The 25,291-nt window shown below is 32.1% G+C and carries 24 protein-coding genes and 1 pseudogene; 20 read left to right on the forward strand and 5 right to left on the reverse strand.

The annotated features are described in order from the left end of the window. Nucleotides 1–2 precede the first annotated feature (2 nt). The 16 genes from LPC11_RS06440 (at nucleotide 3) to LPC11_RS06515 (ending at nucleotide 17,077) form a co-directional block, all read left to right on the forward strand. Nucleotides 3–365 carry an Asp23/Gls24 family envelope stress response protein gene (locus LPC11_RS06440; RefSeq protein WP_002465721.1) on the forward strand — a complete coding sequence of 121 codons (363 nt, stop codon included), beginning with the start codon at nucleotides 3–5 and terminating at the stop codon, nucleotides 363–365. A gap of 100 nt (nucleotides 366–465) precedes the next feature. After that, on the forward strand, nucleotides 466–852 hold the full coding sequence (gene nusB, locus LPC11_RS06445; RefSeq protein WP_002465725.1) for a transcription antitermination factor NusB: 387 nt from the start codon (nucleotides 466–468) through the stop codon (nucleotides 850–852). Between the two features lie 18 nt (nucleotides 853–870). Continuing rightward, nucleotides 871–2,208 carry an exodeoxyribonuclease VII large subunit gene (gene xseA, locus LPC11_RS06450; RefSeq protein WP_023372624.1) on the forward strand — a complete coding sequence of 446 codons (1,338 nt, stop codon included), beginning with the start codon at nucleotides 871–873 and terminating at the stop codon, nucleotides 2,206–2,208. Next, nucleotides 2,201–2,431, forward strand: coding sequence for an exodeoxyribonuclease VII small subunit (locus LPC11_RS06455; protein ID WP_002465761.1), 231 nt, complete (start codon nucleotides 2,201–2,203; stop codon nucleotides 2,429–2,431). The genes xseA and LPC11_RS06455 overlap by 8 nt, the downstream gene beginning before the upstream one ends. Continuing rightward, nucleotides 2,409–3,290 carry a polyprenyl synthetase family protein gene (locus LPC11_RS06460; RefSeq protein WP_023372622.1) on the forward strand — a complete coding sequence of 294 codons (882 nt, stop codon included), beginning with the start codon at nucleotides 2,409–2,411 and terminating at the stop codon, nucleotides 3,288–3,290. The genes LPC11_RS06455 and LPC11_RS06460 overlap by 23 nt, the downstream gene beginning before the upstream one ends. Before the next feature lie 301 nt (nucleotides 3,291–3,591). After that, on the forward strand, nucleotides 3,592–4,044 hold the full coding sequence (gene ahrC / locus LPC11_RS06465) for a transcriptional regulator AhrC/ArgR (RefSeq protein WP_002451915.1): 453 nt from the start codon (nucleotides 3,592–3,594) through the stop codon (nucleotides 4,042–4,044). A 15-nt stretch (nucleotides 4,045–4,059) separates the two neighbouring features. Continuing rightward, complete coding sequence (gene recN / locus LPC11_RS06470) at nucleotides 4,060–5,736, forward strand: DNA repair protein RecN (RefSeq protein WP_023372620.1); 1,677 nt, start codon at nucleotides 4,060–4,062, stop codon at nucleotides 5,734–5,736. Between the two features lie 274 nt (nucleotides 5,737–6,010). Further along, a complete protein-coding gene (gene lpdA / locus LPC11_RS06475; RefSeq protein ID WP_023372618.1) occupies nucleotides 6,011–7,438 on the forward strand; it encodes a dihydrolipoyl dehydrogenase in 1,428 nt (475 codons plus the stop codon). A gap of 15 nt (nucleotides 7,439–7,453) precedes the next feature. Then, nucleotides 7,454–8,455, forward strand: a complete 1,002-nt coding sequence (locus LPC11_RS06480; RefSeq protein WP_023372616.1) for a thiamine pyrophosphate-dependent dehydrogenase E1 component subunit alpha — start codon at nucleotides 7,454–7,456, stop codon at nucleotides 8,453–8,455. Continuing rightward, nucleotides 8,448–9,431 carry an alpha-ketoacid dehydrogenase subunit beta gene (locus LPC11_RS06485; RefSeq protein ID WP_023372614.1) on the forward strand — a complete coding sequence of 328 codons (984 nt, stop codon included), beginning with the start codon at nucleotides 8,448–8,450 and terminating at the stop codon, nucleotides 9,429–9,431. The genes LPC11_RS06480 and LPC11_RS06485 overlap by 8 nt, the downstream gene beginning before the upstream one ends. Nucleotides 9,432–9,443: 12 nt before the next feature. After that, nucleotides 9,444–10,736: a dihydrolipoamide acetyltransferase family protein gene (locus LPC11_RS06490; protein WP_023372612.1), complete on the forward strand. Its 1,293-nt coding sequence runs from the start codon at nucleotides 9,444–9,446 to the stop codon at nucleotides 10,734–10,736. 150 nt (nucleotides 10,737–10,886) lie between these two features. After that, nucleotides 10,887–11,324: a bacilliredoxin BrxB gene (gene brxB, locus LPC11_RS06495; protein WP_023372610.1), complete on the forward strand. Its 438-nt coding sequence runs from the start codon at nucleotides 10,887–10,889 to the stop codon at nucleotides 11,322–11,324. Nucleotides 11,325–11,338: 14 nt separating this feature from the next. Next, nucleotides 11,339–12,328, forward strand: a complete 990-nt coding sequence (locus tag LPC11_RS06500) for an aromatic acid exporter family protein (protein ID WP_231307186.1) — start codon at nucleotides 11,339–11,341, stop codon at nucleotides 12,326–12,328. Nucleotides 12,329–12,649: 321 nt separating this feature from the next. Further along, nucleotides 12,650–13,774 (forward strand): M20/M25/M40 family metallo-hydrolase, encoded by a 1,125-nt coding sequence (locus LPC11_RS06505; protein ID WP_023372606.1) that lies wholly within the window; start codon nucleotides 12,650–12,652, stop codon nucleotides 13,772–13,774. 78 nt (nucleotides 13,775–13,852) lie between these two features. Beyond that, nucleotides 13,853–15,259: an NADP-dependent phosphogluconate dehydrogenase gene (gndA, locus tag LPC11_RS06510; protein ID WP_002465778.1), complete on the forward strand. Its 1,407-nt coding sequence runs from the start codon at nucleotides 13,853–13,855 to the stop codon at nucleotides 15,257–15,259. A 171-nt stretch (nucleotides 15,260–15,430) separates the two neighbouring features. Beyond that, complete coding sequence (locus tag LPC11_RS06515) at nucleotides 15,431–17,077, forward strand: glycoside hydrolase family 13 protein (protein WP_231307187.1); 1,647 nt, start codon at nucleotides 15,431–15,433, stop codon at nucleotides 17,075–17,077. A 64-nt stretch (nucleotides 17,078–17,141) separates the two neighbouring features. Here LPC11_RS06515 and LPC11_RS06520 read toward each other — a convergent pair whose 3' ends face one another. Both LPC11_RS06520 and zwf read right to left on the reverse strand, forming a co-directional pair. Beyond that, entirely contained in the window at nucleotides 17,142–18,011 is an 870-nt protein-coding gene (locus LPC11_RS06520) for an AraC family transcriptional regulator (RefSeq protein WP_041613562.1), read from the reverse strand. 230 nt (nucleotides 18,012–18,241) lie between these two features. Beyond that, nucleotides 18,242–19,726, reverse strand: a complete 1,485-nt coding sequence (gene zwf, locus LPC11_RS06525; protein ID WP_041613561.1) for a glucose-6-phosphate dehydrogenase — start codon at nucleotides 19,724–19,726, stop codon at nucleotides 18,242–18,244. A 318-nt stretch (nucleotides 19,727–20,044) separates the two neighbouring features. On the opposite strand from zwf, the gene rnz reads away from it, so the two are divergent. Continuing rightward, nucleotides 20,045–20,965, forward strand: a complete 921-nt coding sequence (rnz, locus tag LPC11_RS06530; protein WP_023372598.1) for a ribonuclease Z — start codon at nucleotides 20,045–20,047, stop codon at nucleotides 20,963–20,965. A 4-nt stretch (nucleotides 20,966–20,969) separates the two neighbouring features. On the opposite strand, the pseudogene LPC11_RS06535 reads toward rnz, so the two are convergent. Then, nucleotides 20,970–21,208 (reverse strand): annotated as a pseudogene (locus tag LPC11_RS06535) (transposase); the annotation flags it as partial. 123 nt (nucleotides 21,209–21,331) lie between these two features. Next, the gene (proC, locus tag LPC11_RS06540) at nucleotides 21,332–22,144 is read right to left on the reverse strand and encodes a pyrroline-5-carboxylate reductase (protein WP_023372596.1); all 813 of its coding nucleotides are present in this window, start codon (nucleotides 22,142–22,144) and stop codon (nucleotides 21,332–21,334) included. A gap of 158 nt (nucleotides 22,145–22,302) precedes the next feature. On the opposite strand from proC, the gene LPC11_RS06545 reads away from it, so the two are divergent. Further along, nucleotides 22,303–23,064: an SDR family NAD(P)-dependent oxidoreductase gene (locus tag LPC11_RS06545; RefSeq protein WP_023372594.1), complete on the forward strand. Its 762-nt coding sequence runs from the start codon at nucleotides 22,303–22,305 to the stop codon at nucleotides 23,062–23,064. 87 nt (nucleotides 23,065–23,151) lie between these two features. On the opposite strand, the gene LPC11_RS06550 is transcribed toward LPC11_RS06545, so the two are convergent. Beyond that, nucleotides 23,152–24,063, reverse strand: a complete 912-nt coding sequence (locus tag LPC11_RS06550; RefSeq protein WP_023372592.1) for an aldo/keto reductase — start codon at nucleotides 24,061–24,063, stop codon at nucleotides 23,152–23,154. A gap of 82 nt (nucleotides 24,064–24,145) precedes the next feature. Between LPC11_RS06550 and LPC11_RS06555 the strand changes: the two genes are divergently transcribed. Further along, nucleotides 24,146–24,688, forward strand: coding sequence for an NUDIX domain-containing protein (locus LPC11_RS06555; protein WP_023372590.1), 543 nt, complete (start codon nucleotides 24,146–24,148; stop codon nucleotides 24,686–24,688). 104 nt (nucleotides 24,689–24,792) lie between these two features. Then, a complete protein-coding gene (gene fur / locus LPC11_RS06560) occupies nucleotides 24,793–25,248 on the forward strand; it encodes a ferric iron uptake transcriptional regulator (RefSeq protein ID WP_023372588.1) in 456 nt (151 codons plus the stop codon). The last annotated feature ends 43 nt before the right edge of the window (nucleotides 25,249–25,291 follow it).

The following is a 25,291-nucleotide window of genomic DNA, read 5'->3' on the forward strand; positions in this document are numbered from 1 at the left end:
CAATGGTCAATGTTGCGGATTATTCTCATACAAATTTAGGCAAAATCGAAATTGCTCCAGAAGTTTTATCTGTTATTGCTAGTATTGCTACATCAGAAGTAGATGGCATTACAGGACATTTTGCAGAATTAAAAAATACTAACTTAGAAAAAATTAGTCGTAAAAATTTAAATAGAGATTTAAAAATAGAAGCTCGAGAAGATGGAATATATATCGATGTTTATTGCGCTTTTAAACATGGCATCAATATTTCTAAAACAGCTAATCAAATTCAGTCTGCTATTTTCAATCAAATTTCTACAATGGCAGCAATTGAACCTAAGCAAATTAACGTTCATATTACACAAATTGTAGTAGAAAAATAAATATTAAATTAAGTTAGGTACTAGTTTAGAGATATCCTCATAATAAGAATATATCTCAATAGTACCTAATCTTTTATAAATACGTTTGAAGGAGTTATTTATGAGTCGTAAAGAATCAAGAGTCCAAGCTTTTCAAACTTTATTTCAATTAGAAATTAAAGATACTGATTTAACTATTAAAGAAGCAATTAACTTTATTAAAGATGACTATCCAGATTTAGACTTTGATTTTATTAATTGGTTAGTGACTGGTGTTAAAGACCATGAACCCGTATTAGATGAAAAAATCAAACCCTATCTTAAAGATTGGTCACTCGAAAGATTACTAAAAACAGATCGTATTATCTTACGCATGGCAACTTTTGAAATATTACACAGTGATACACCAGCTAAAGTAGTCATAAACGAAGCCGTTGAGTTAGCAAAACAATTTAGTGATGATGATCATTATAAATTTATCAATGGCGTATTGAGTAACATAAACTAATAAAATTGAGTGATATATATGACTGATTACTTAACAGTTTCGACATTAACAAAATATATTAAATATAAATTTGATCAAGACCCACATTTACAGTCTGTTCTTATAAAAGGAGAGCTTTCAAACTTTAAAAAACATTCAAGTGGGCATTTATATTTCAATGTAAAAGATAAAGAAAGCGTTATTAGTGCAATGATGTTTAAAGGTAGTGCTTCTAAACTCAATTTCGAACCTAAAGAGGGTGATGAAGTACTATTAGAAGCACGTGTATCTGTCTATGAACGTAGAGGCAACTATCAAATATATGTAAATAAGATGCAACTTGACGGTATTGGTAATCTCTATCAAAAATTGGAAGAACTAAAGAAAAAACTTTCAAAAGAAGGTTATTTTGATAATAGTAATAAAAAAACTATACCGCGTTTTCCCAAAAAAATTGCTGTCCTTACTGCAAGTACAGGTGCCGCTATCAGGGATATACATTCAACAATCAATAGTCGCTATCCACTTGTTGAACAAGTACAAATTAGTACATTAGTACAAGGGCAACAAGCCAAAGACGACATTATAGAAAAGATCAAGTATGCAGATCAATTAGATGTAGATACCATTATTGTTGGACGTGGCGGAGGATCAATTGAAGATTTATGGAATTTTAATGAAGAAGAAGTTGTTAAAGCTATATTTGAATGTCAAACGCCAATTATATCAGCAGTTGGACATGAAACCGATTTTACATTAAGTGATTTTGTGGCTGATGTAAGAGCTGCTACACCAACACAAGCTGCAGTTATGGCGACGCCTGATCAGTATGAATTATTGCAACAAATCAAGCAATATCAATTCACACTAACTAGACATATTAAACAATATGTGGAACAACATAAAAAGCATCTTGAACATCTAGCCTCGTATTACAAATTTAAACAGCCGTCTCTATTATATGATCAGCAAATTCAAAAAAGAGATGATCTTGAGAAGCAATTAAATCAAAAGTTGGCTAGTAAGTTAGAGCAACAACAACATCAATTAAATATTTTGAAACAACGATTTAATCCAAAACATCTCGAAACGTCTATTATTAGAAATCAACAACAAAATAGTCAACTAAAATCACGACTAACTCAAAAGCTAAATAACGATATATCACAATATAAAAATGCACTTAAATCAAAAATTGAACAACTGAATCAATTAAGCCCAACAAATACAATGTTACGTGGATACGCAATTGTAAATAAAGATGATAACGTAGTCACAAGTACCAAAGATATGTCGGAAAATGATGAAATTGTTTTAACTATGAAAGATGGTCAAATCGATGCCATTGTTAAGAAAGTAAGGTGTAATGATGAGTAAAGAAAAACAAAGCTTTGAAGAAATGATGCAAGAACTTGAGAGCATTGTACAAAAATTAGATAATGAAACTGTATCATTAGAAGAATCTCTAGATTTATATCAACGAGGAATGAAATTATCTACAGCATGCGATTCAACATTAAAAGATGCCGAGAAAAAGGTAAATAAATTAATGCAAGAAGAAGCAGAGGAACAAGATAATGAAGAAACTACAAATGAATGATTTAATTAATGAAATTAATGACGCTCTTAAGAATTCCATACCAGAGTCTACTCTAAATACGAATTTAGAAGAAAGTATGCTTTATTCTCTTAATGCAGGTGGAAAAAGAATCAGACCAGTATTACTGTTACTTACTTTAGATATGTTAAATGAAGATTATCATCAAGGTATGCAAAGCGCTCTAGCCTTAGAAATGATTCATACATATTCACTTATTCATGATGATCTTCCGGCAATGGATAATGATGATTACCGCAGAGGCAAGCTTACTAATCACAAAGTATATGGTGAATGGAAAGCCATTTTAGCCGGCGATGCACTTTTAACTAAAGCTTTTGAACTCGTGTCATATGATGCAGCATTGAGTGATGCTAAAAAAGTTAAAGTCTTACAAAGACTAGCTTTTGCTAGTGGACATCTTGGTATGGTTGGTGGACAGACACTAGATATGCAAAGCGAAGATAAAGCTATAGATATTTCAACATTAGAATCAATTCATAGAACAAAAACAGGTGCGCTACTTACTTTTGCAATAATGAGTGCAGTAGACATTGCCGACACTGATAAACATACATCTGCAATGTTAAATGAATTTAGTGATCATCTTGGATTAATGTTTCAAATCAAAGACGATTTATTAGATATATATGGCGATGAACAAAAGCTAGGTAAAAAAGTGGGTAGTGATTTAGAGAATGATAAAAGTACTTATGTCTCATTATTGAATAAAGACGGCGCAGAGGATAAATTAAATTATCATCGTAATGAAGCACTTAAATGTTTAGAAAAAATAAGTGATCAATATGATACTAAAAATCTAAGAGACATTGTAGATTTATTCTACAATCGCGACCATTAATTTTATTTATTTTTCCATATTAATTATATGATAGAGGTTAACAGAAATTATAATCAATTTTTGTTAACCTCGTTTTATATTAAAACTTAAAATCTAAGTGGTTATACAATAAATATTCATCAATATCATCATAATGCATATAATATACGATTAATTTATATGTATTATATTATTCTTAGAAAACTATATTAACAGTTATCCAACGTGTTTTATATCCTTACTCAAAAGGGTGATGAGTAGTAGTTAATAAATGCATATGTTAAAATAACTGTATAAATATTCGTAACTAGAGGTGTTAATTTTGCCAAAAAAATCGGTAAGACATATAAAAATTAGAGAAATAATATCGAATGAACAAATTGAAACACAAGATGAATTAGTTAAACGTTTAAATGAATATGAATTAAATGTGACACAGGCGACTGTCTCCCGTGATATTAAAGAATTACAACTAATAAAAGTACCAGCTGCATCAGGTCAATATGTTTATAGTTTACCTAATGATCGTAAATATCATCCTCTTGAAAAACTCGGAAGATATTTAATGGATTCATTTGTAAATATAGAAGGTACAGGTAATCTACTAGTATTAAAAACATTACCAGGTAATGCACAATCCATTGGTGCAATATTAGACCAAATCGATTGGGAAGAAGTACTAGGTACAATTTGTGGTGATGATACTTGCCTTATTATTTGCCGTAATGATGAAGCGAGTGAAGAAATCAAAACAAGAATTTTCAATTTATTATAAGGATGCGATGAATTTATGTTACAAACCTTATCAATAAAACAATTTGCAATCATCGATGAATTAGAAATTCAATTTTCAGATGGTTTAACTGTTTTAAGTGGTGAAACAGGTTCAGGTAAATCTATCATTATAGATGCTATTGGACAACTGATCGGTATGCGAGCGTCATCAGATTATGTTAGACATGGCGAGAAAAAAGCAATCATTGAAGGGATATTCGATATCGATAATAGCAAAGATGCGATACAAGTGTTACAAGATTTAAATATTGATATCGACGAAGACTTTCTATTAGTTAAAAGAGAAATTTTTAGTTCTGGCAAAAGTATCTGCCGAATTAATAATCAAACAATTACGTTACAAGATTTAAGAAAAGTGATGCAGGAACTTTTAGATATTCACGGTCAACACGAAACTCAATCATTGCTTAAACAAAAATATCATTTACAATTACTCGATGATTACGCTGGTGAGCAGTATAGTGATCTTTTATCACAATATCATGACGTCTTTAATCAATATAAATCTAAGCGCAAAGAACTCGAGGATTTAGAATCTGCTGACCAAGCATTATTACAAAGATTAGACTTAATGAAGTTTCAATTAGAAGAATTGACTGAAGCATCTTTAAAAGAAGGAGAAGTCGATCAACTAGAAACAGATATTAAAAGAATTCAAAATTCAGAAAAACTAAGTTTGGCATTAAATAATGCCCATATGACTTTAACAGATGAAAATGCAATTACTGACCGACTTTATGAACTAAGTAATTTCTTAAATGAGATTAATGATATCGTCCCAGATAAATATGTGAAATTAAAAGAAGAAGTCGATCAGTTTTACTATACCTTAGAAGATGCCAAACATGAACTTTATGATGAAATGACTAATACTGAATTTGATGAACAAGTCCTTAATGAACTAGAATCACGTATGAATTTACTTAATAACTTAAAACGCAAATATGGTAAGGATGTTTCCGAGTTGATTGCATATCAAGGTAAGCTTGAAAATGAAATCAATAAAATTGAAAACTATGAACAAAGCACATCACAACTACGTGAAGAGATTAACGACTTATACAAACAAGTGATTAAAGTAGGTAATTCATTATCAGCAGAAAGACGAAAAGTTGCAAGAGAATTAAGAGACCACATTGTATCTGAAATTCAAAATTTACAAATGAAAGACGCCAATTTAGAAATTTCATTTAAACCACTCGATGAACCGAATATAGAAGGAATTGAATTTGTGGAATTTTTAATTAGTCCAAATAAAGGCGAACCTTTAAAAAGCTTAAATAAAATAGCTTCTGGCGGCGAACTTTCTAGAATTATGCTCGCATTAAAAAGTATATTTGTTCAATCAAGAGGACAAACCGCTATATTATTCGATGAAGTTGATTCTGGTGTTTCAGGTCAAGCAGCTCAAAAAATGGCTGAGAAAATGCGTGATATTGCCGAATATATTCAAGTAATATGTATTTCACACTTACCTCAAGTAGCCACAATGAGTGATCATCATTTACTTATTTCTAAGCATACAACTGAAGATCGAACAACCACTCAAGTTAAAGAACTTGAAAATGATGATCGAATTGATGAAGTAGCTCGAATGATTTCTGGCGCTAGTGTTACAGATTTAACAAGAGAGAATGCAAAAGAAATGATTGCTCAAAATCAAAGAAAATAATGTCTTTGATTTAAGTAAGTAAAACTTCAATTTAAAAAGTAACCTTAATCTTTGATGTATTGTTAATATGTAAATGATCTAGTAGTATTGATTAGTCACTTTTTATACAAAAAAATGAAGTTTTTAGAATTTCGAAAATGTTTTAACTGATGTAGAATATTATAGTATTGATTAATTTTGAAGATAAAAAGAAAGATAACCATTAATTATCAGAGAATTTTTAATAAACATAGTTTTATTAATGTTCTCTATACATATAGTTAGGAGTAAGCAAATGTCTGAAAAGCAATATGATTTAGTTGTATTAGGTGGTGGCACTGCAGGTTATGTAGCAGCAATACGTGCTTCACAGTTAGGTAAAACGGTTGCTATTGTTGAAAAATCGCTATTAGGAGGTACGTGCTTACATAAAGGATGCATTCCTACTAAATCACTACTAAAATCTGCAGAAGTAGTCGATACTATAAAAAATGCGAAACAATTTGGTATTGATGTTCCTGAGTATCATTTGAATTATGAGCGTATTTTAGATAGAAAAGATGAAATCGTAAACCAAATGTACCAAGGCGTTCAACATTTAATGAAACAGAATCACATTGATGTATTTAATGGCACTGGTCGCATATTAGGTGAATCTATATTTTCTCCACAAAGTGGGACGATATCAGTAGAATTTGAAGATGGTGAAAATGAAATGATTCCTAATCAATTTGTCCTTATAGCTACTGGGTCTTCACCACAATCGCTGCCATTCTTAAACTTTGATCATCAAGTAATATTATCGAGTGATGATATTTTAAATATGGATATTTTGCCAGATAGTATCGCAATTATTGGTGGGGGTGTCATTGGTTTAGAATTCGCATCGTATCTTACGGATTTAGGTGTCGATGTGACAATTATTGAAGCTAATGAACGCATTTTACCAAATGAAAGTGCTCAAATTGCTAAAACAATTAAACGAGAATTAGAAAATCGCGGAGCAAAATTCTTTGAAAATGTTGCCTTAGATAAACAAAGTGTAGAGATTAACAAAGATAACAATAGTGCAACGATTCATATGAATGATCAACAAATCTCTGTAGATAAAGTCTTGTTATCGGTTGGACGTAAACCAAATACTTCTGATATCGGATTACAAAATACAAAAGTGAAAACGACTCAAGCAGGTCACATTCTCACAAATCAATATCAACAAACCGAAGATAAGCATATATATGCTGCAGGTGATTGTATTGGTAAATTGCAATTAGCACATGTAGGGTCAAAGGAAGGAATCGTTGCAGTTGAACACATGTTTGATGATTCACCTTTACCTATCAACTATGATTTAATGCCTAAATGCATTTATACTTATCCTGAAATAGCTTCAATAGGGAAAAATTTAGAACAGGCTAAAGAAGCCAATATCAATGCTAAAAATTACAAAGTTTCATTTAAAGCAATTGGTAAAGCAATGATAGACTCTACAGGTCCACAAAATGGCTTTTGTGAAGTGATTATTGACCAAGATCAAGATGAAATAATTGGACTAAATATGATTGGCCCGCATGTAACAGAATTAATCAATGAAGTATCATTACTACAATTTATGAATGGCTCATCATTAGAGTTAGGTTTAACAACTCATGCCCATCCATCTCTATCTGAAGTATTGATGGAACTTGGCCTAAAAATTGAAAATCGAGCAATTCACGTTTAAATAGGAGGAAATAACATGATTGACTATAAGTCAACAGGCCTTACAGAAGAAGACCTAAAAAATATGTATAAATGGATGGATCTTGGACGTAAATTAGATGAAAGACTCTGGTTACTCAACAGAGCTGGAAAAATTCCTTTCGTCGTTAGCGGTCAAGGACAAGAAGCAACTCAAATTGGTATGGCGTATGCTATGGAACAAGGCGATATTTCATCTCCATATTATAGAGATTTAGCTTTTGTAACATACATGGGTATGACGCCACTCGATACAATGTTAGCTTCTTTCGGCAAAAGAGACGATATTAACTCAGGTGGTAAACAAATGCCATCTCACTATAGTCATAGAGAAAAAGGTATTTTATCTCAAAGTTCTCCAGTAGCTACTCAAATTCCGCATTCTGTAGGTGCAGCATTAGCACTAAAAATGGACAAGAAGCCAAATATCGCTACTGCAACAGTTGGTGAAGGTAGTTCTAACCAAGGAGACTTTCATGAAGGCTTGAACTTTGCTGGCGTACATCAATTACCTTTTGTATGTGTCATTATAAATAATAAATATGCAATTTCAGTACCTGATTCCTTACAATATGCTGCTAAAAATTTATCAGATCGTGCTATTGGTTATGGCATGGAAGGTGTACAAGTTGATGGTAATGATCCAATCGCAATGTATAAAGCTATGAAAGAATCAAGAGATCGAGCACTTAATGGTGAGGGTGCAACTTTAATTGAAGCAATCACAACTCGTATGACAGCCCATTCATCTGATGATGATGATAAATATAGAACACAAGAGGAACGTGATGGATTAAAAGAAGCTGATTGTAATATCCGCTTTAAAAATCATTTATTAGATTTAGGAATCATTGATGATGCTTGGTTAACTGAAATAGAACAAGAACATAAAGATATCATTAATCATGCGACAAAAGCTGCAGAAGAAGCACCATATCCTTCAGTTGAAGAAGCTTATGCCTATGTTTATGAAGAAGAAGGGAGTATCAATCATGACTAAGCTATCTTACTTAGATGCAATTCGCCAAGCACAAGACTTAGCTATGGACAAAGACCAAAACACATTTATTCTTGGTGAAGATGTTGGTAAAAAAGGTGGCGTATTTGGTGCTACTTTGGGATTACAAAGTAAATATGGCAAAGAACGCGTCATTGATACACCATTAGCCGAATCAAATATTGTTGGTACAGCAATAGGCGCAGCCATGTTAGGTAAACGTCCTATTGCCGAAATACAATTTGCAGATTTTATTTTACCGGCTACAAATCAAATTATTAGTGAAGCAGCAAAAATGCGCTATCGTTCTAATAATGATTGGCAATGTCCAATTACAATCAGAGCACCATTTGGTGGTGGTGTGCATGGTGGTTTATATCATTCACAAAGTATTGAAAGTATCTTTGCTTCAACACCAGGATTAACAATTGTTATACCATCATCACCATATGACGCTAAAGGATTACTATTATCTTCAATTGAATCTAACGACCCAGTACTTTACTTTGAACATAAAAAAGCATATCGCTTCTTAAAGGAAGAAGTGCCAGAAGATTACTACACAGTCCCATTGGGAAAAGCTGATGTCAAACGTCAAGGCGATGACATAACAGTATTTTGTTATGGATTGATGGTTAATTATTGTCTACAAGTTGCTGATATTCTGGCAGAAGATGGTATCAACGTTGAAGTAGTTGACTTAAGAACTGTTTATCCACTAGATAAAGAAACTATTATTAATCGTGCTAAAAAGACAGGAAAAGTTTTATTAGTTACTGAAGATAATTTAGAAGGTAGTATTATGTCAGAGGTATCTGCGATTATCGCTGAAAACTGCTTATTCGACTTAGATGCACCTATTATGCGACTAGCTGGTGCTGATGTACCTTCAATGCCATTCTCACCAGTTTTAGAAAATGAATTAATGATGAATCCTGAGAAAATACAGGCGAAAATGCGTGAACTCGCAGAATTTTAAGGAGGCTTTACAATGGATATTAAAATGCCAAAATTAGGCGAGAGTGTTCATGAAGGTACAATTGAGCAATGGCTCGTATCTGTTGGTGATCATGTCGATGAATACGATCCACTTTGTGAAGTAATTACTGATAAAGTGACAGCAGAAGTACCGTCTACAGTTTCAGGTACGGTAACTGAATTAACTGTAAGTGAAGGGGAAACTGTAGAAATCAATACAGTCATTTGTAAAATTGATTCACCTGAAGAGAATACTTCTGAAACAACCTCAAATAACGATAAACCTAAAGCGTCTCAATCTCAATCGCATAACGTAAAAGAAGAGACAGCAACAAAACCACAGCATACAGCTCAACATCAAGATGAAAATCAACCTAAAAATAATGGTCGCTTTTCACCTGTAGTATTTAAATTAGCGTCTGAAAATCAAATTGATTTATCACAAGTAACGGGAACTGGTTTTGAAGGTAGAGTTACCAAAAAAGATATCTTAACGTATATCAATTCAACAGATTCACATTCAACACTAACTAACACGTCACAATCATCAGTTAACACACAACCTCAAGTTACAACAGAAGCAAACGATTCACAACAATGGAACGGTGAACAAAGTACAATACCTGTTAATGGTGTTAGAAAAGCGATTGCTAATAACATGGTAACAAGCGCAACTGAAATACCACATGGTTGGATGATGATTGAGGCAGATGCTACTAATTTAGTTAAAACTAGAAATTATCATAAAAATAGTTTTAAAAATAATGAAGGCTACAACCTTACATTCTTTGCTTTCTTTGTCAAAGCAGTAGCAGAAGCATTAAAAGCTTTTCCTATGTTAAATAGTAGTTGGAATGGTAATGAAATTGTCATTCATAAAGATATCAATATTTCCATTGCGGTCGCACATGAAAATAAATTGTATGTACCAGTCATTAAACATGCTGATGAAAAATCAATTAAGGGTATCGCTCGTGAGATTAATGAACTAGCTCAAAAAGCAAGAAACAATCAGTTAACTCAAGAGGATATGCAAGGTGGCACATTTACTGTTAATAATACAGGTTCATTTGGTTCTGTGTCATCAATGGGTATAATCAACCATCCACAAGCAGCTATTTTACAAGTTGAATCTGTCGTTAAAAAACCTGTTGTCATTGATGATATGATAGCCATTAGAAGTATGGTTAATCTTTGTATATCCATCGATCACCGTATCTTAGATGGTTTACAAACTGGCCAATTTATGAATCATATTAAACAACGCGTAGAACAATATACAGTTGAAAATACTAATATATATTAGTCATTATTTTATTCGTAGACATAAGTACTTTCACAATTACGAAAGTATTTATGTCTATTTTAAATTCCATTAATCATGCATGTTGAAGTATCGAAGTTTAATTAGTAAAATAAAGACAGTTAAATTAATAACGAAAGGTGATTCTAATTTATGGATTTAAACTTTGATTTATATATGAACGGGATCGTAGACCAAGCAAGAAACGAAATTGAAGAAGCTGGTTATGAGCAACTAACATCAGCTGATGAAGTTGATAAAGTATTAAAACAAGATGGTACAACACTTGTTATGGTTAACTCTGTTTGTGGTTGTGCAGGAGGTATTGCACGTCCAGCAGCTGCACATGCACTACATTATGATAAATTACCAGATCGATTAGTAACTGTATTTGCAGGACAAGACAAAGAAGCAACACAACAAGCTAGAGATTATTTTGAAGGTTATGCACCTTCAAGTCCTTCATTCGCACTGATTAAAGATGGTAAAATCACAGAGATGATTGAACGTCATCAAATTGAAGGACATGATGTAATGAATGTGATTAATCAATTACAAAACTTGTTTGATCAATATTGCGAAGAAAGATAAGAGGTCATAGTCAGATGCTCAAGTTAAATCCTTATAAGATTGGATTTAGAACACTCAAGACAGCAGTAGGAATGACATTAGGTGTTATAATTTGTAAGCTTTTGGGCCTCGATAACTATGCTTCAAGTGCAATACTTGTTGTACTTTGTATTAAACATACTAAAATGCATTCACTAACGGCGATTGTTTCTCGCTTAGTATCATGCTTGTTGATCCTATTTTTAGGGTCAGCAATATTTTCAATACTAGGACAACATTCCGTCGTATTAGGATTAATTGTATTATTATTTATTCCATTAACAGTTGTATTAAATGCGCAAGAAGGTGTTATTACAAGCTGTGTTATATTACTACATGTTTTCAATGCTAAAACAATCGATGGACATCTGATTCTTAATGAAATTATGTTGTTAATTGTTGGACTTGGCATTGCCTTTATAATGAATTTAATCATGCCAAGTTTAGACAAAACTTTAAAACACTTTAAGAATGATATAGAACATCAAATTACTGATGTATTTATTGCTTTTGAAAATGCGTGTAAAAACGATAACCATGAGCTTAATATCACTTTTGAACCTCTTGCATTAAATATTAGAAAAGCGAAATCATTAGCCTTTAGAGATGTAAAGAATCACTTTGTCAGAAATGAGAATTCATATTATCATTATTTCGATATGCGCGAAGAGCAACTTGATTTATTAAAACGAATGAAATTTTTAATTGAAAATATACAAACTAAAGATCCAATTTTAGATCGTATTTCACAATTACTCTCTGAAATAGGTAGTAATGTTAATAGCAATGACTATACTGCTTTACGTTTACATTCATTGTATGAAATAAGATTATCTTTAGATGATTTACCATTACCTACTTCGCATCAAGCTCTAAATTCACGTGCTAATATAATTCAATTACTAAATGAATTAGAAGAATATTTAAATATTAAATCTCAATTTGGTTCATTAAAATTGCATAGTGAAATTAAAAATTATGCTTAAAAATATAAAAGCCAGAGGCATCAATAATAGATGCCTCTGGCTATTTAAATATATTAGAGATTAGTTCAACATTGGGACTAAACTAGTAAGTAGTAGGGCTAATACTACCGCTACTAACATCACTACTATGATTACACGTAATACTTTATTTGTCATATGATGTTCCTCCAATTGCATAAAACGTATTTAAGACATGATTCAAAATACAAAATCTAAGTATAGATTAACATTATATGATTTAATTCTGAATTGCAATCAATTTATTTTTGATATATTCAGATTTCAGTTAAACTGGAGTTATATGATTAAGGGGGAATGACAATGATGAATAAGGAACGTCTCTTAAATACATTTTTAGAATTAGTAAAAATCAACTCAGAAACTGGTAACGAAGAGAAAATTCAACCAATTTTAAAACAAAAATTTGAATCACTCGGCTTAAAAGTTGAGGAAGACCAGGCAAGTCAAACAGATGGTTTAGGTGCAAATAATCTTGTTTGTACGTTGCCAAGTAATATTTCAAATAAAGATGTACCTAAATTATATTTTACAAGTCATATGGATACTGTAGTACCCGGTCTTGATATCAAGCCTCATGTTGCAGAAGATGGTTACATATACTCAGATGGTACAACCATTTTAGGTTCTGATGATAAAGCAGGTTTAGCTGCTATCATTGAAGCAATCACTACTATTAATGAGCAACACTTAACTCATGGACAAATTCAATTTGTTATTACAGTAGGTGAGGAATCAGGACTATTAGGTGCTCAAGCTCTAGATACATCTTTATTAGATGCTGACTTTGGATATGCTATTGATGCAAGTGTTGATGTCGGAACTACTGTTGTCGGTGCACCAACTCAGATGAAGATTAATACAACTATTAATGGGAAAACTGCACACGCTAGTACACCTGATGAAGGAATTAGTGCAATAAATATAGCTGCTAAAGCGATTAGCAAAATGCACCTAGGTCAAATTGACGAATTAACTACCGCAAATATAGGTAAATTTCACGGTGGTTCAGCAACAAATATTGTAGCTGATGAAGTAGTTATCGAAGCAGAGGCTCGCTCACATAATGATCAAAGTATTGAAAAGCAAGTACAACATATGAAAGAAACCTTTGAACAAACTGCTAAAGAATTAGGTGGCCAAGCTCATGTAGATATAGAGAAAAGCTATCCTGGATTTAAGATAGATGATGATGCATTAGTTACCAAAATAGCTAGAGAAAGTGCTGTTGCACTAGGTCTTAAAGGCAATACAGTAATCTCTGGCGGTGGTTCAGATGGAAGTATCATTAATACGTATGGTATTCCATCCGTTATTTTAGGCGTAGGTTATGAAAATATTCATACTACAAGTGAAAGAATTGCCGTTAAAGACCTTAATATGTTAACTAGCCAAGTCCTAAAAATTATTGAGCTCGTAGCAGATTAGCACGGTCAATTTAGTGAAGTATGTACACAATTTGTGATACAATATGAATGAAATATTCGAATAAGAGAGGTAAGTAATATGACACAACAAATAGGTGTAGTAGGTTTAGCCGTAATGGGTAAAAACCTTGCATGGAATATTGAATCACGTGGTTATAGTGTATCTGTTTATAATCGTTCTAGACAAAAAACGGATGAAATGGTGGAAGAATCAAAAGGTAAAAGTATCCACCCAACATATTCTTTAGAAGAATTTGTAAATTCATTAGAAAAACCCCGTAAAATTTTATTAATGGTTAAAGCTGGTCCTGCTACCGATGCAACAATAGATGGTTTATTACCTTTATTAGATGATGATGATATTTTAATTGATGGTGGTAATACAAACTATCAAGATACAATTCGTCGAAATAAAGCATTAGCTGAAAGTGGCGTTAATTTCATTGGTATGGGTGTATCAGGTGGAGAAGTAGGTGCTCTAACTGGCCCTTCATTAATGCCTGGTGGTCAAGAAGCTGCTTATAATAAAGTCAGTGATATCTTAGATGCCATTGCAGCAAAAGCGCAAGATGGCGCATCTTGCGTAACTTATATTGGGCCAAATGGTGCAGGTCATTATGTAAAAATGGTTCATAACGGTATTGAATATGCAGATATGCAATTAATTGCTGAAAGTTATGCAATGATGAAAGACTTATTAGGTATGAGTCATACTGAAATTTCTCAAACATTCAAAGACTGGAACGCTGGAGAACTTGAAAGTTACTTAATAGAAATTACTGGCGATATTTTCACTAAATTAGATGAAAATAATGAACCATTAGTAGAAAAAATATTAGATACTGCTGGTCAAAAAGGTACAGGTAAATGGACTTCTATTAATGCATTAGAATTAGGAATTCCATTAACAATTATCACTGAATCAGTATTTGCGCGTTTCATTTCATCCATTAAAGAAGAACGTGTTAATGCGTCTAAATCATTAAATGGACCACAAGCTTCATTTGATGGTAATAAAGAAGAATTCTTAGAAAAAATCAGAAAAGCATTATATATGAGTAAGATTTGTTCTTACGCTCAAGGCTTTGCGCAAATGAGAAAAGCGAGCGAAGATCACGAATGGAACTTAAAATTAGGTGAGCTTGCAATGATTTGGCGTGAAGGTTGTATCATTCGTGCACAATTCTTACAAAAAATTAAAGATGCTTACGATAATAATCCTGAACTTGAAAACTTATTATTAGATCCATACTTCAAAAATATTGTTACTGATTACCAAGATGCATTAAGAGACGTTGTAGCAACAGGTGTTAAAAATGGTGTACCAACACCAGGATTCTCTGCTAGTGTAAACTACTACGATAGTTATCGTTCTGAAGATTTACCTGCTAATCTTATCCAAGCACAACGTGACTATTTCGGTGCACATACTTATGAACGTAAAGACCGTGAAGGTGTATTCCACACACAATGGGTTGAAGATTAATCATACAATGATTTGATATATAACGTCTTACACGAAAGTGTAAGACGTTTTTTTAGAAACTTTACTTAATTTTACATCAAAAATTTTGACCCTCGTATATATTATCGATAAAATGATTAATAAAGAAACCGGTTTCATTTATAAACAATATATATTAGAGGTGTACATATGATGACTAAAAATTGGTGGAAAGAAGCAGTTGCATATCAAGTTTATCCAAGAAGTTTTAATGATAGCAATGACGATGGTATAGGGGATTTGCCTGGTGTTATAGACAAATTAGATTACTTAAAAGATTTAGGTATAGATGTAATTTGGTTAAGCCCTATGTACAAATCGCCAAATGATGACAATGGCTATGATATTAGTGATTATCAGGCAATTATGGACGAATTTGGCACAATGGATGATTTTAATCGATTATTAGAAGGTGTACATCAACGAGGAATGAAATTAATACTAGATTTAGTTGTAAATCATACATCTGATGAACATCCTTGGTTTATTGAATCAAAATCAAGTAAAGATAATCCTAAACGTGACTGGTACATTTGGAGAGATCCAAAACCTGATGGCTCAGAACCCAATAATTGGGAAAGTATTTTTAATGGTTCAACATGGGAATATGATGCCAATACAGGTCAATATTATTTCCATTTGTTTAGCAAAAAGCAACCAGATTTAAATTGGAATAATAAAGAAGTAAGAAAAGCAGTATTCGACATGATGAATTGGTGGTTTGAAAAAGGGATAGATGGATTCAGAGTTGATGCGATTACACATATTAAGAAAACATTTGAAGCAGGTGATTTACCTGTACCAAATGGTAAAACATATGCACCGGCGTTTGACGTCGATATGAATCAACCAGGCATCCAAGATTGGTTACAAGAAATGAAAGAGCAATCATTATCTAACTATGATATTATGACTGTTGGTGAAGCCAACGGAGTAACTCCAGACGATGCTGATGAATGGGTTGGAGAGAAAAATGGTAAATTTAACATGATTTTTCAATTTGAACATTTAGGACTTTGGAGTACAGGTGATTCTCAATTTGATGTCAGTGCATATAAAGATGTACTAAACCGTTGGCAAAAGCGCTTAGAAGGAGTAGGTTGGAATGCACTATTTATTGAAAATCATGACCAACCACGACGCGTGTCAACATGGGGAAATGATACAGATTACTGGTATGAATCAGCTACTAGTCATGCAGTTGTGTACTTCCTTCAACAAGGTACACCTTTTATTTATCAAGGACAAGAAATTGGAATGACTAATTATCCATTTGATAGTATTGAAACATTTAATGATGTAGCAGTAAAAAATGAATATCAAATCGTTAAAGAACAAGGTGGCGACGTTAATCAATTATTGGATAAATATAAGATGGAAAATAGAGATAATTCTCGTACACCAATGCAGTGGAATAATGAGGAAAACGCAGGCTTTACAGGTGGACAACCATGGTTCCCACTAAATCCTAACTATAAAGAGATTAACGTGGCTGATCAACAAGAAAATGAGCATTCTGTATTAAATTTTTACAAATCTCTCATTCAATTGAAAAAATCAGCTGATATTTACACATATGGTCAATTTGATTTAGTGGATGCTGATAATCCAAATTTATTTGCTTATTCAAGAACGCTTAACAATGATAAGGTACTCATCGTAGGTAATTTAACTGATAAAGTAAGTCGATTAAATATTGATATCGATGTAAAACATATGGAAACATTACTTCACAACTACGATAAAAATATTAATTTAAATCAAATTGAACCTTATGAAGCCTTTGTATTAAAACTTTAAAATAAATAAAAATCATGTCTACAAATATGACTCAATGTCATACTGTAGACATGATTTTTTATGTCTAGTGTTCATTATTATAATGTTCTTGCTCAACAGGTAACCATAATTGAATTTTAGTAAAAGGATCATCAAATGAAATCTCTAAAGGATACACTTCTACATATAAACTATTTCTTTCATATGGTAACGTCAACTGTAAACTTGTTTCGATATAATACCAAGCCTCATTTACCGTATAATCAATTTCCCCTTGTAAATTAAACTTAGCATAGTGTCTGCCAGGTAGAAATCTACTTTCTAACTGAGCTGGATAACGCTCACTCGGTACACCTACGAAAATTTCTAACCCAGAATCTAAAGGACAACTTATAACAAATAATTCGAATGGACTTATATCATTATAACGTCGTAACTCTTTTAAATGACCATCTAATAGCAAATCTTCTAAAAAGTCAGGAACATTAAAAGGGTTTGACAAATCTTTTGCATCGATATATCGTGCATACCCAACTAAAGAAATATCATCCGTTTCTTCTAGTCTATAAGGATAAGGTGCTCTCTCTGTTGTTGTCAATTTAATGTATATACGCTCTTGCATTTTAAGTTCATCTTTTTTAGTTGACGCTTGTATTGGTGAAATGCCATGAAAATCACTAAAATCATTTGCAAAATCATTTGAATTTGCATATCGATACTTTTTAGCAACGTCTACCAAACGACTCGCACTATGTTTGACGTCAATAGCAGCTAGTGTTAGCTTTCTAGCTCTTGCATACGCTTCTGGTGAAAGACCTACAATCATTTTAAATGACTGTTCAAGGTGAAAGGGAGAGAGACCAACGTAATCACTTAATTCTTGCAAATTAAACGGCTCAAGTAGACGGTCTTCGATATAAACAATTGCCTGTTGTATTTGCTTGATAACGTCCAAAATATTCACTCCAATTATTTTCAATCATTAACTTTTATTCTACATTATTTTGTCTAAATATACACCTGAAAGCATAGCAATAAATGAATTTATTAAAAAAAGTGAACGACTACAGGTACTAAATGCTATTGTAATGAACACGCTGATGGGTGCTCATATAATTATCATTTCACATACCATATAATCATTCACTATTTGATTGATTTAATCATACATTGTATTACATCTTCTTATTGAATATCGTCCCACCAGTGATTACCATCTCTACTTAATAATAGGTCGCTTTCTAACGGGCCGTTTGTACCAGACGTATAGTTAGGGAAGTCTGGTTCTACCATATTCCATTGTTCTTGAATCGCATCAACAAATTTCCAAGTTGATTTTAATTCTTCCCAGTGTGTAAAGTTTGTTGCGTCACCTTTAAGACAATCAAATAATAGATTTTCATATGCATCGACAGTATTCATTTTATCTTGTGCGCCCATAGCATAAGATAATTGTACTGGTTCAGTATCGATGCCTTGAATATTTTTCTTAGCATTCAAATGAAGTGATACACCTTCATTTGGTTGAATATTAATGACTAATAAATTAGAATCTAGTAATTTATCTGTTTGATAGTATAAGTTCATAGGTACTTCTTTAAATTCAACTACTACTTGAATAGTTTTAGATTTCATTCGTTTACCAGTTCGAATATAGAATGGTACGCCTGCCCATCTAAAATTATCAATAGTTAATTTACCAGACACAAACGTTGGAGTGATAGAATCTTCAGCAACTCGATCTTCTTCACGATATGATCTCACTTCTTGACCTTCAATGACACCTCGGTCATATTGTCCGCGAACAAAGTTCTTTCTCACATCTTGTGGACGTAATTGACGTAAAGATTTTAATACTTTTACTTTTTCAGCTCTGATATCTTCGCTATTTAAACTGATAGGGGCTTCCATGGCTAATAAGGCAACCATTTGTAACATATGGTTTTGAACCATATCCTTTAATGCACCACTAGATTCGTAATATCCACCACGATCTTCTACACCTAAAACCTCAGAAGATGTTACTTGGATATTAGAAATATATTTATTATTCCATAGTGGTTCGAACATAGCATTAGCAAAACGTAAAACCTCAATATTTTGAACCATATCTTTACCTAAATAATGGTCAATACGATAAATTTCTTCTTCTTTAAATGAACGTCTTATTTGATTGTTTAATGATTCAGCTGATTTCAAGTCACTGCCAAATGGCTTCTCTATAACAAGACGTTTAAAACCTGAAGTGTTGGTTAAACCAGATGATTTTAAATAATCTGAGATAACACCAAAGAATTGTGGTGCCATAGCAAGATAAAACAGACGATTACCTTTTAAACCGAATTGAGTATCTAATTGATTACTAAACTCTAATAATGATTGATAACTTTCTTCATCACTAACATCATGATTATGGTAAAACACATGTTCCATGAATTCATCAATTTTATGTGTTTCTTTAACATGTGATTGGATTGACGCTTTAACTTGCTCACGGAATGTATCGTTACTAATATCGCGGCGACCAATACCAATAATAGCAATATGTTCATCTAAATTATCTTGTTGAAAAAGGTGGAAAATGGAAGGAAACAATTTACGATGACTCAAATCACCAGTTGCTCCGAAAATTGTAATTAAACAAGGTATATGTTTTTGTTTTGTACTCAAGATTAAAACCTCAATTCTATAAAAAGATATATGATTGTTATATTATATGATAAAGAAAACTTATGGTCATATAATATGCTTTGAAAAAAGTCATAAAACGTAACTATGATTTATTTAAATGATAATCGATATTGACTATAATTACCAAATTATTCGACTTACGTATAGCGCTACCAACTATAGAAATTAACTAAAGAATGACTGATAAGCGTTTATACTTACTCTCATGATTATTCATGTTATATATACATTTTATTTCTTATTATAAAAATTGTCATTATATATGATAAAATAAATCGAAGAGAAGGAGGTGTGAGCATGGAAGTCACATTTTTCGGTACTAGCGCTGGACTACCAACCAAAGAGAGAAACACACAAGCAATTGCATTAAATCTTGAGCCTTATTCTAATTCAATATGGCTTTTTGATGTAGGTGAAGGAACACAACATCAAATTCTTCATCATTCGATTAAATTAGGTAAAGTCGATCATATCTTCATTACACATATGCATGGTGATCATATTTTTGGACTTCCGGGATTACTAACAAGCAGATCCTTTCAAGGTGGAGAAAACAAACCTCTCACACTCATCGGACCTAAAGGTATTCAAAAATATATTGAAACAACATTAACTTTATCCGAATCACATCTCAATTATCCAATTACATACATAGAGATAGACGAATCCTTAAATTATCATCATGATGGATTTACAGTACAAGCTGAAATGTTAAATCATGGTATTATATCTTATGGTTATCGTATAGAAACGCCTACAACACCAGGCACTATTGATGTAGATGCATTAAAAGCAATTGGACTGGAACCTGGACCTAAATATCAAGAAGTAAAAACTAATAACACCTTTGAATTTAACGGGAAAATTTATCAATCTGATGAATTCAAAGGAGAGGCAAAGTCGGGACCAGTTGTCGCTATATTTGGTGATACAAAGCCATGTTCTAATGAACACATCATAGCGAATGAAGCTGATATTATGGTACATGAAGCCACTTATATTGAAGGCGAAAAAACGTTAGCCAATAGTTATCATCATAGTCATATCGATGATGTATTTAATTTAATACGTCAAGCAAATGTCAAACGGAGCTTAATCACGCATATGAGCAATCGCTATACTAAAGAAGAAATCGAAAATATTTATCAAGAACTCAAAGTTTTACCAGATACACCAGATTTTACTTTCGTTAATGATTTTGACTCTTTTAAAATTTAAAAAACTGTTTGAGACATTGAGTATGAAATTGGACAAATATAGATTCAATTAATGCATCTGTTTGGGGGTTTACTCTAAAACGATTAATAGTTTTAAAGAGGGTGTTTGATTTTGTGATAACCACATCATTCTAACGGTATCATTAAGGAGTTTTTCTATTTTTCGACCAGAGAATATCGATTATGTATAGGCATATAATATAACTTTCAACATCATTTTTGGATGATATGATGTAGCACCACGAGGGCATAGCGAAGTCAGTCAATACATAGTATTAAATATAAATAAAGCACAAAGATGATTTGAAATTTCATTTCATCTTTGTGCTTTTATTTTGGTATTTATGTCCCAGGTTCATTTTTTTATTTAATCATCTGTATTGGATAATTCAACACTTCGATTAACTGCTGCGCTTAAACAATCTTCAAATACAGCAACTAAATCATATTGTGAAAGGGCATCTAAACCAGCTTGTGTTGTACCACCTTTAGATGTAATATTTTTTCTTAATTGTTCCATACTTAAATCAGAACGTTCAATCATTTTACTAGTACCAATAATTAAATTACGAATAGATTCTTCAACTTGATCTTTTTCTAAACCTAGCTGCGTACCAGCTTTAACATATTGTTCAAATACATGGTATAAAAATGCAGGCCCGCTTCCTGTAATAGCCGTTACTTGATGTAAGTGATCTTCAGAGACCTCTATAGCTGAACCAAATGCGTTAATCAATTCATTGACTTCATCTTTAGCTTTAGGACCAAAATTATTTGAGAAGCTAATACCTGTTACAGAATGACCAACTTGTGCATTAGTATTAGGCATAATACGAGCTAAAGGATTATTGGTATTTAATTGTTCTCTTATATAATCAATGGATAAACCAGCCATAATTGAAATGAAACGGTTACTATCAGTGATTGAATCTTTAATTCTATCAGCTAACGCTTCGAAATCATGTGGTTTTGTACCTAAGAATACGTAATCAGCATCCTTAAGTAAGGCTTCATCATTATAGCTATAATTCACACCTAATTTTTCTGCAAAATCTTTGAGTGCCGCTTCATTCGATTTGTTTGTTAAATAAATATCATTAGGATCTAAATTATTAGAATTAATAATGCCTGTAAAGATTGCTTGTGCCATATTGCCTGCACCGTAAAATACAAGTTTCATATACTTCACATCACCTTCATTTTAGTTATAAAATAATGATACCTTATGAATATAACTACATAGTAACATATATTAGAAATATTCAATATTAAGATTACAATTTATCATCATTTTTATATGAAATGCGATATCTCTATATAAGAAAGAGAGTGAATACCATGATAGGCCAACACTATATTGTTACAGGTGGTACAAGTGGATTGGGATTAGATATTGTGCACGAACTTATTAAAAGAGGGACTCATGTAACCATTCTTGCACGTGACATTAAGAAGTTCCAACAAATTAATTTCGGTAGCCAATCCTCATTAGTCGATGTAATAGAATGCGATTTACAAAATAGACAAGACATTATAAATATTACATCTCAAATTAAATCACCTATAAACGGAGTGATATATAGTTCAGGATTAGGTTATTTTAAATCTATTGCTACGCATACAACAGAAGAGATGCTTGAAACATATGATGTTAACTTAATTAGTTTTAATTTACTATACAAAACGATAAAACCATATTTAGTAGAACATGCACATATTATTGGTATATCAAGTCAAGCTGCATTTGTGACACAGTCGCACGCTGCTCACTATGGTGCGTCTAAAGCTGCTTTTAATCAAGTTCTAAACGCACTGAGATTAGAGGAACCAAAATTACACGTCATGTCAGTAAATACAGGACCGATTGATACTCCATTTCATCAAAAAGCAGATCCATCTTTATCGTATTTCAACCGATATCGTTCAATAATGATTCAATCTAACCAACTTGCTCAATATATCGTGGAAGGTATTATTAAAGAAAAGCAAGAAATCAATGCACCAACATGGATGCATCAAATGTTAAAATTATATCAATTAGCACCTAGATTTTTGGAAAAACATTTTTCTCATTTGTTTAATAACAAAAATAAGCCTTAAACTTATATAAACATTAAAATCAGCAAACAAAATATATTACAAAAAGCCACTAAATGAATTACCTTCATTTAATGGCTTTTGCTATATCTATGATTTTAAATGTTGCGTATACTGTAAATCTTTGACGCGTTCTCTAGACGCTTTGATTTGATCTAAGCTTACATCTTTATAGTAATTTTTAACATTTTCTTCTAGTTGTTCAACACTACTTGCACCTACGATGATAGAACCTAGTGCGTCATGTGATGTGAGATAGTTAAATGAAAGCGCCGTTAGATTACTTTCAATTTCTTTAACAGAAGCAATCGTTTCACCCAATTCATCGTGCGTGTAATCGAATATACCATCAGCGAATTTTTTATCTAATGCTTCGTTACTATTAGACGTTAATAGACCTTTAAATACTGGACCACGCGCTAATACTTTTACTTGTTTTTCATGTATATTATCTAATAAGCTTTCAGGGCGATTATCTATTAAGTTAAATTGAGACATTAATGTTTCAATTTGACTATGTTTTAAATAATAATCAATCACATTTGGACGTATAGATGAAATACCATATGCGCGAATAATACCTTCTTGTCTTAACTCATCAAACGCACTAATTGTTTCATCTAATGGATCATCAATGGTACCACCATGTAATTGATATAAATCGATATGATCTAAACCTAAACGTTGTAGTGAGCCTTTCACACCTTCTTTAATGTGTTTCTTAGATGGATCCCATGTGATATTGCCATCTTCAGTTAATCGGTTACCAACTTTAGTCCCTATAACTATGTCATCACGATTTTGATATTTTTTTAATGCTTTACCAACGATTTCTTCATTGATACCTTGGTCATACATATCAGCTGTATCAAAATAAGTAATACCATTTTCAATTGCACTTTCAATTATCGGTTGTGCAGTATTGTAATCTGTACCTAAACTCATACAACCTAATCCTAGTTCAGAAATTTCTATACCACTTTTCAAGATATTCTTTTGCATGTATTTTCTCCTTTCGATACACTTTAACTAACGCATTCAGTTTATCAATTTATTAAAATATTTAAAAGGAACGTGATTATAAATGGAATTTAACGAAAAAACGATAGATAGAACAGTAATTTATAATGGAACAATAATCGATTTAGAAATTCATGATGTAGAATTACCCGATGGACGTACATCTAAACGCGAACTGATTTATCACAATGGCGCGGTAGCAGTGTGTGCTATGACACCTGAAAATGAAGTACTATTAGTAAAGCAATTTAGAAAACCTGCGGAAAAACCATTATTAGAAATTCCTGCTGGTAAATTAGAGAAAAATGAGGAACGAGAAGAAGCAGCTAAACGTGAATTAGAAGAAGAAACTGGATATATCGCCAAAAACTTGCAATTTGTTACACATATGTATGGTTCTCCAGGTTTTTCAAATGAGAAACTGACAATTTATTTTGCTGATCAATTAGAAGTAGGGGAAATGAACCTTGATGACGATGAATTTGTAGAAGTACATAAATTCTCAATTGAAGAAGTAAAAGAAGCACTTCAAAATGCAGAAATTGAAGACGCAAAGACAATCATAGCACTTCAATATCTATTATTAAATTATAATCATTCTAAATAATAAGTGAATATCCTTGCGTTTCATTGAGAATACTGGTAATTTATATATTGAATCATGCTTTAGATTAAAATGATTATAATTCTTAGTAGAGGAGTGAGGCTTCCGTGGAAGAACGATTAAATCGCGTGAAGCAACAATTACAACAGTCTTCATATAAGTTAACTCCACAACGTGAGGCTACTGTAAGAGTTCTAATAGAAAACGAAAAAGACCATTTAAGTGCAGAGGATGTATATTTAAAAGTTAAAGACAAATCACCAGAGATTGGATTAGCTACCGTTTATCGTACTTTAGAATTATTAGCAGAATTAAAAGTATTGGATAAAATTAATTTTGGTGATGGTGTTGCTCGTTTCGACTTAAGAAAAGAAGGTGCTAAACATTTCCATCACCATTTAGTATGTATGGAATGCGGTAAAGTAGAAGAAATCGAAGAAGACTTATTACCAGAAGTTGAAAATCGTGTCGAAAAAGAATTTAATTTTAAAATTTTAGACCACCGATTAACATTCCATGGTGTATGTTCAAATTGCCAAGCTAAAAAAAGCGAAATAAAATAAATAAAATTAATTTATCTAAATAAATGTACAAAAGTTTGTGCAT

Source organism: Staphylococcus sp. HL28 (genome assembly GCF_021117155.1).
In the GTDB taxonomy this organism is placed as follows: Bacteria; Bacillota; Bacilli; order Staphylococcales; family Staphylococcaceae; genus Staphylococcus; species Staphylococcus warneri.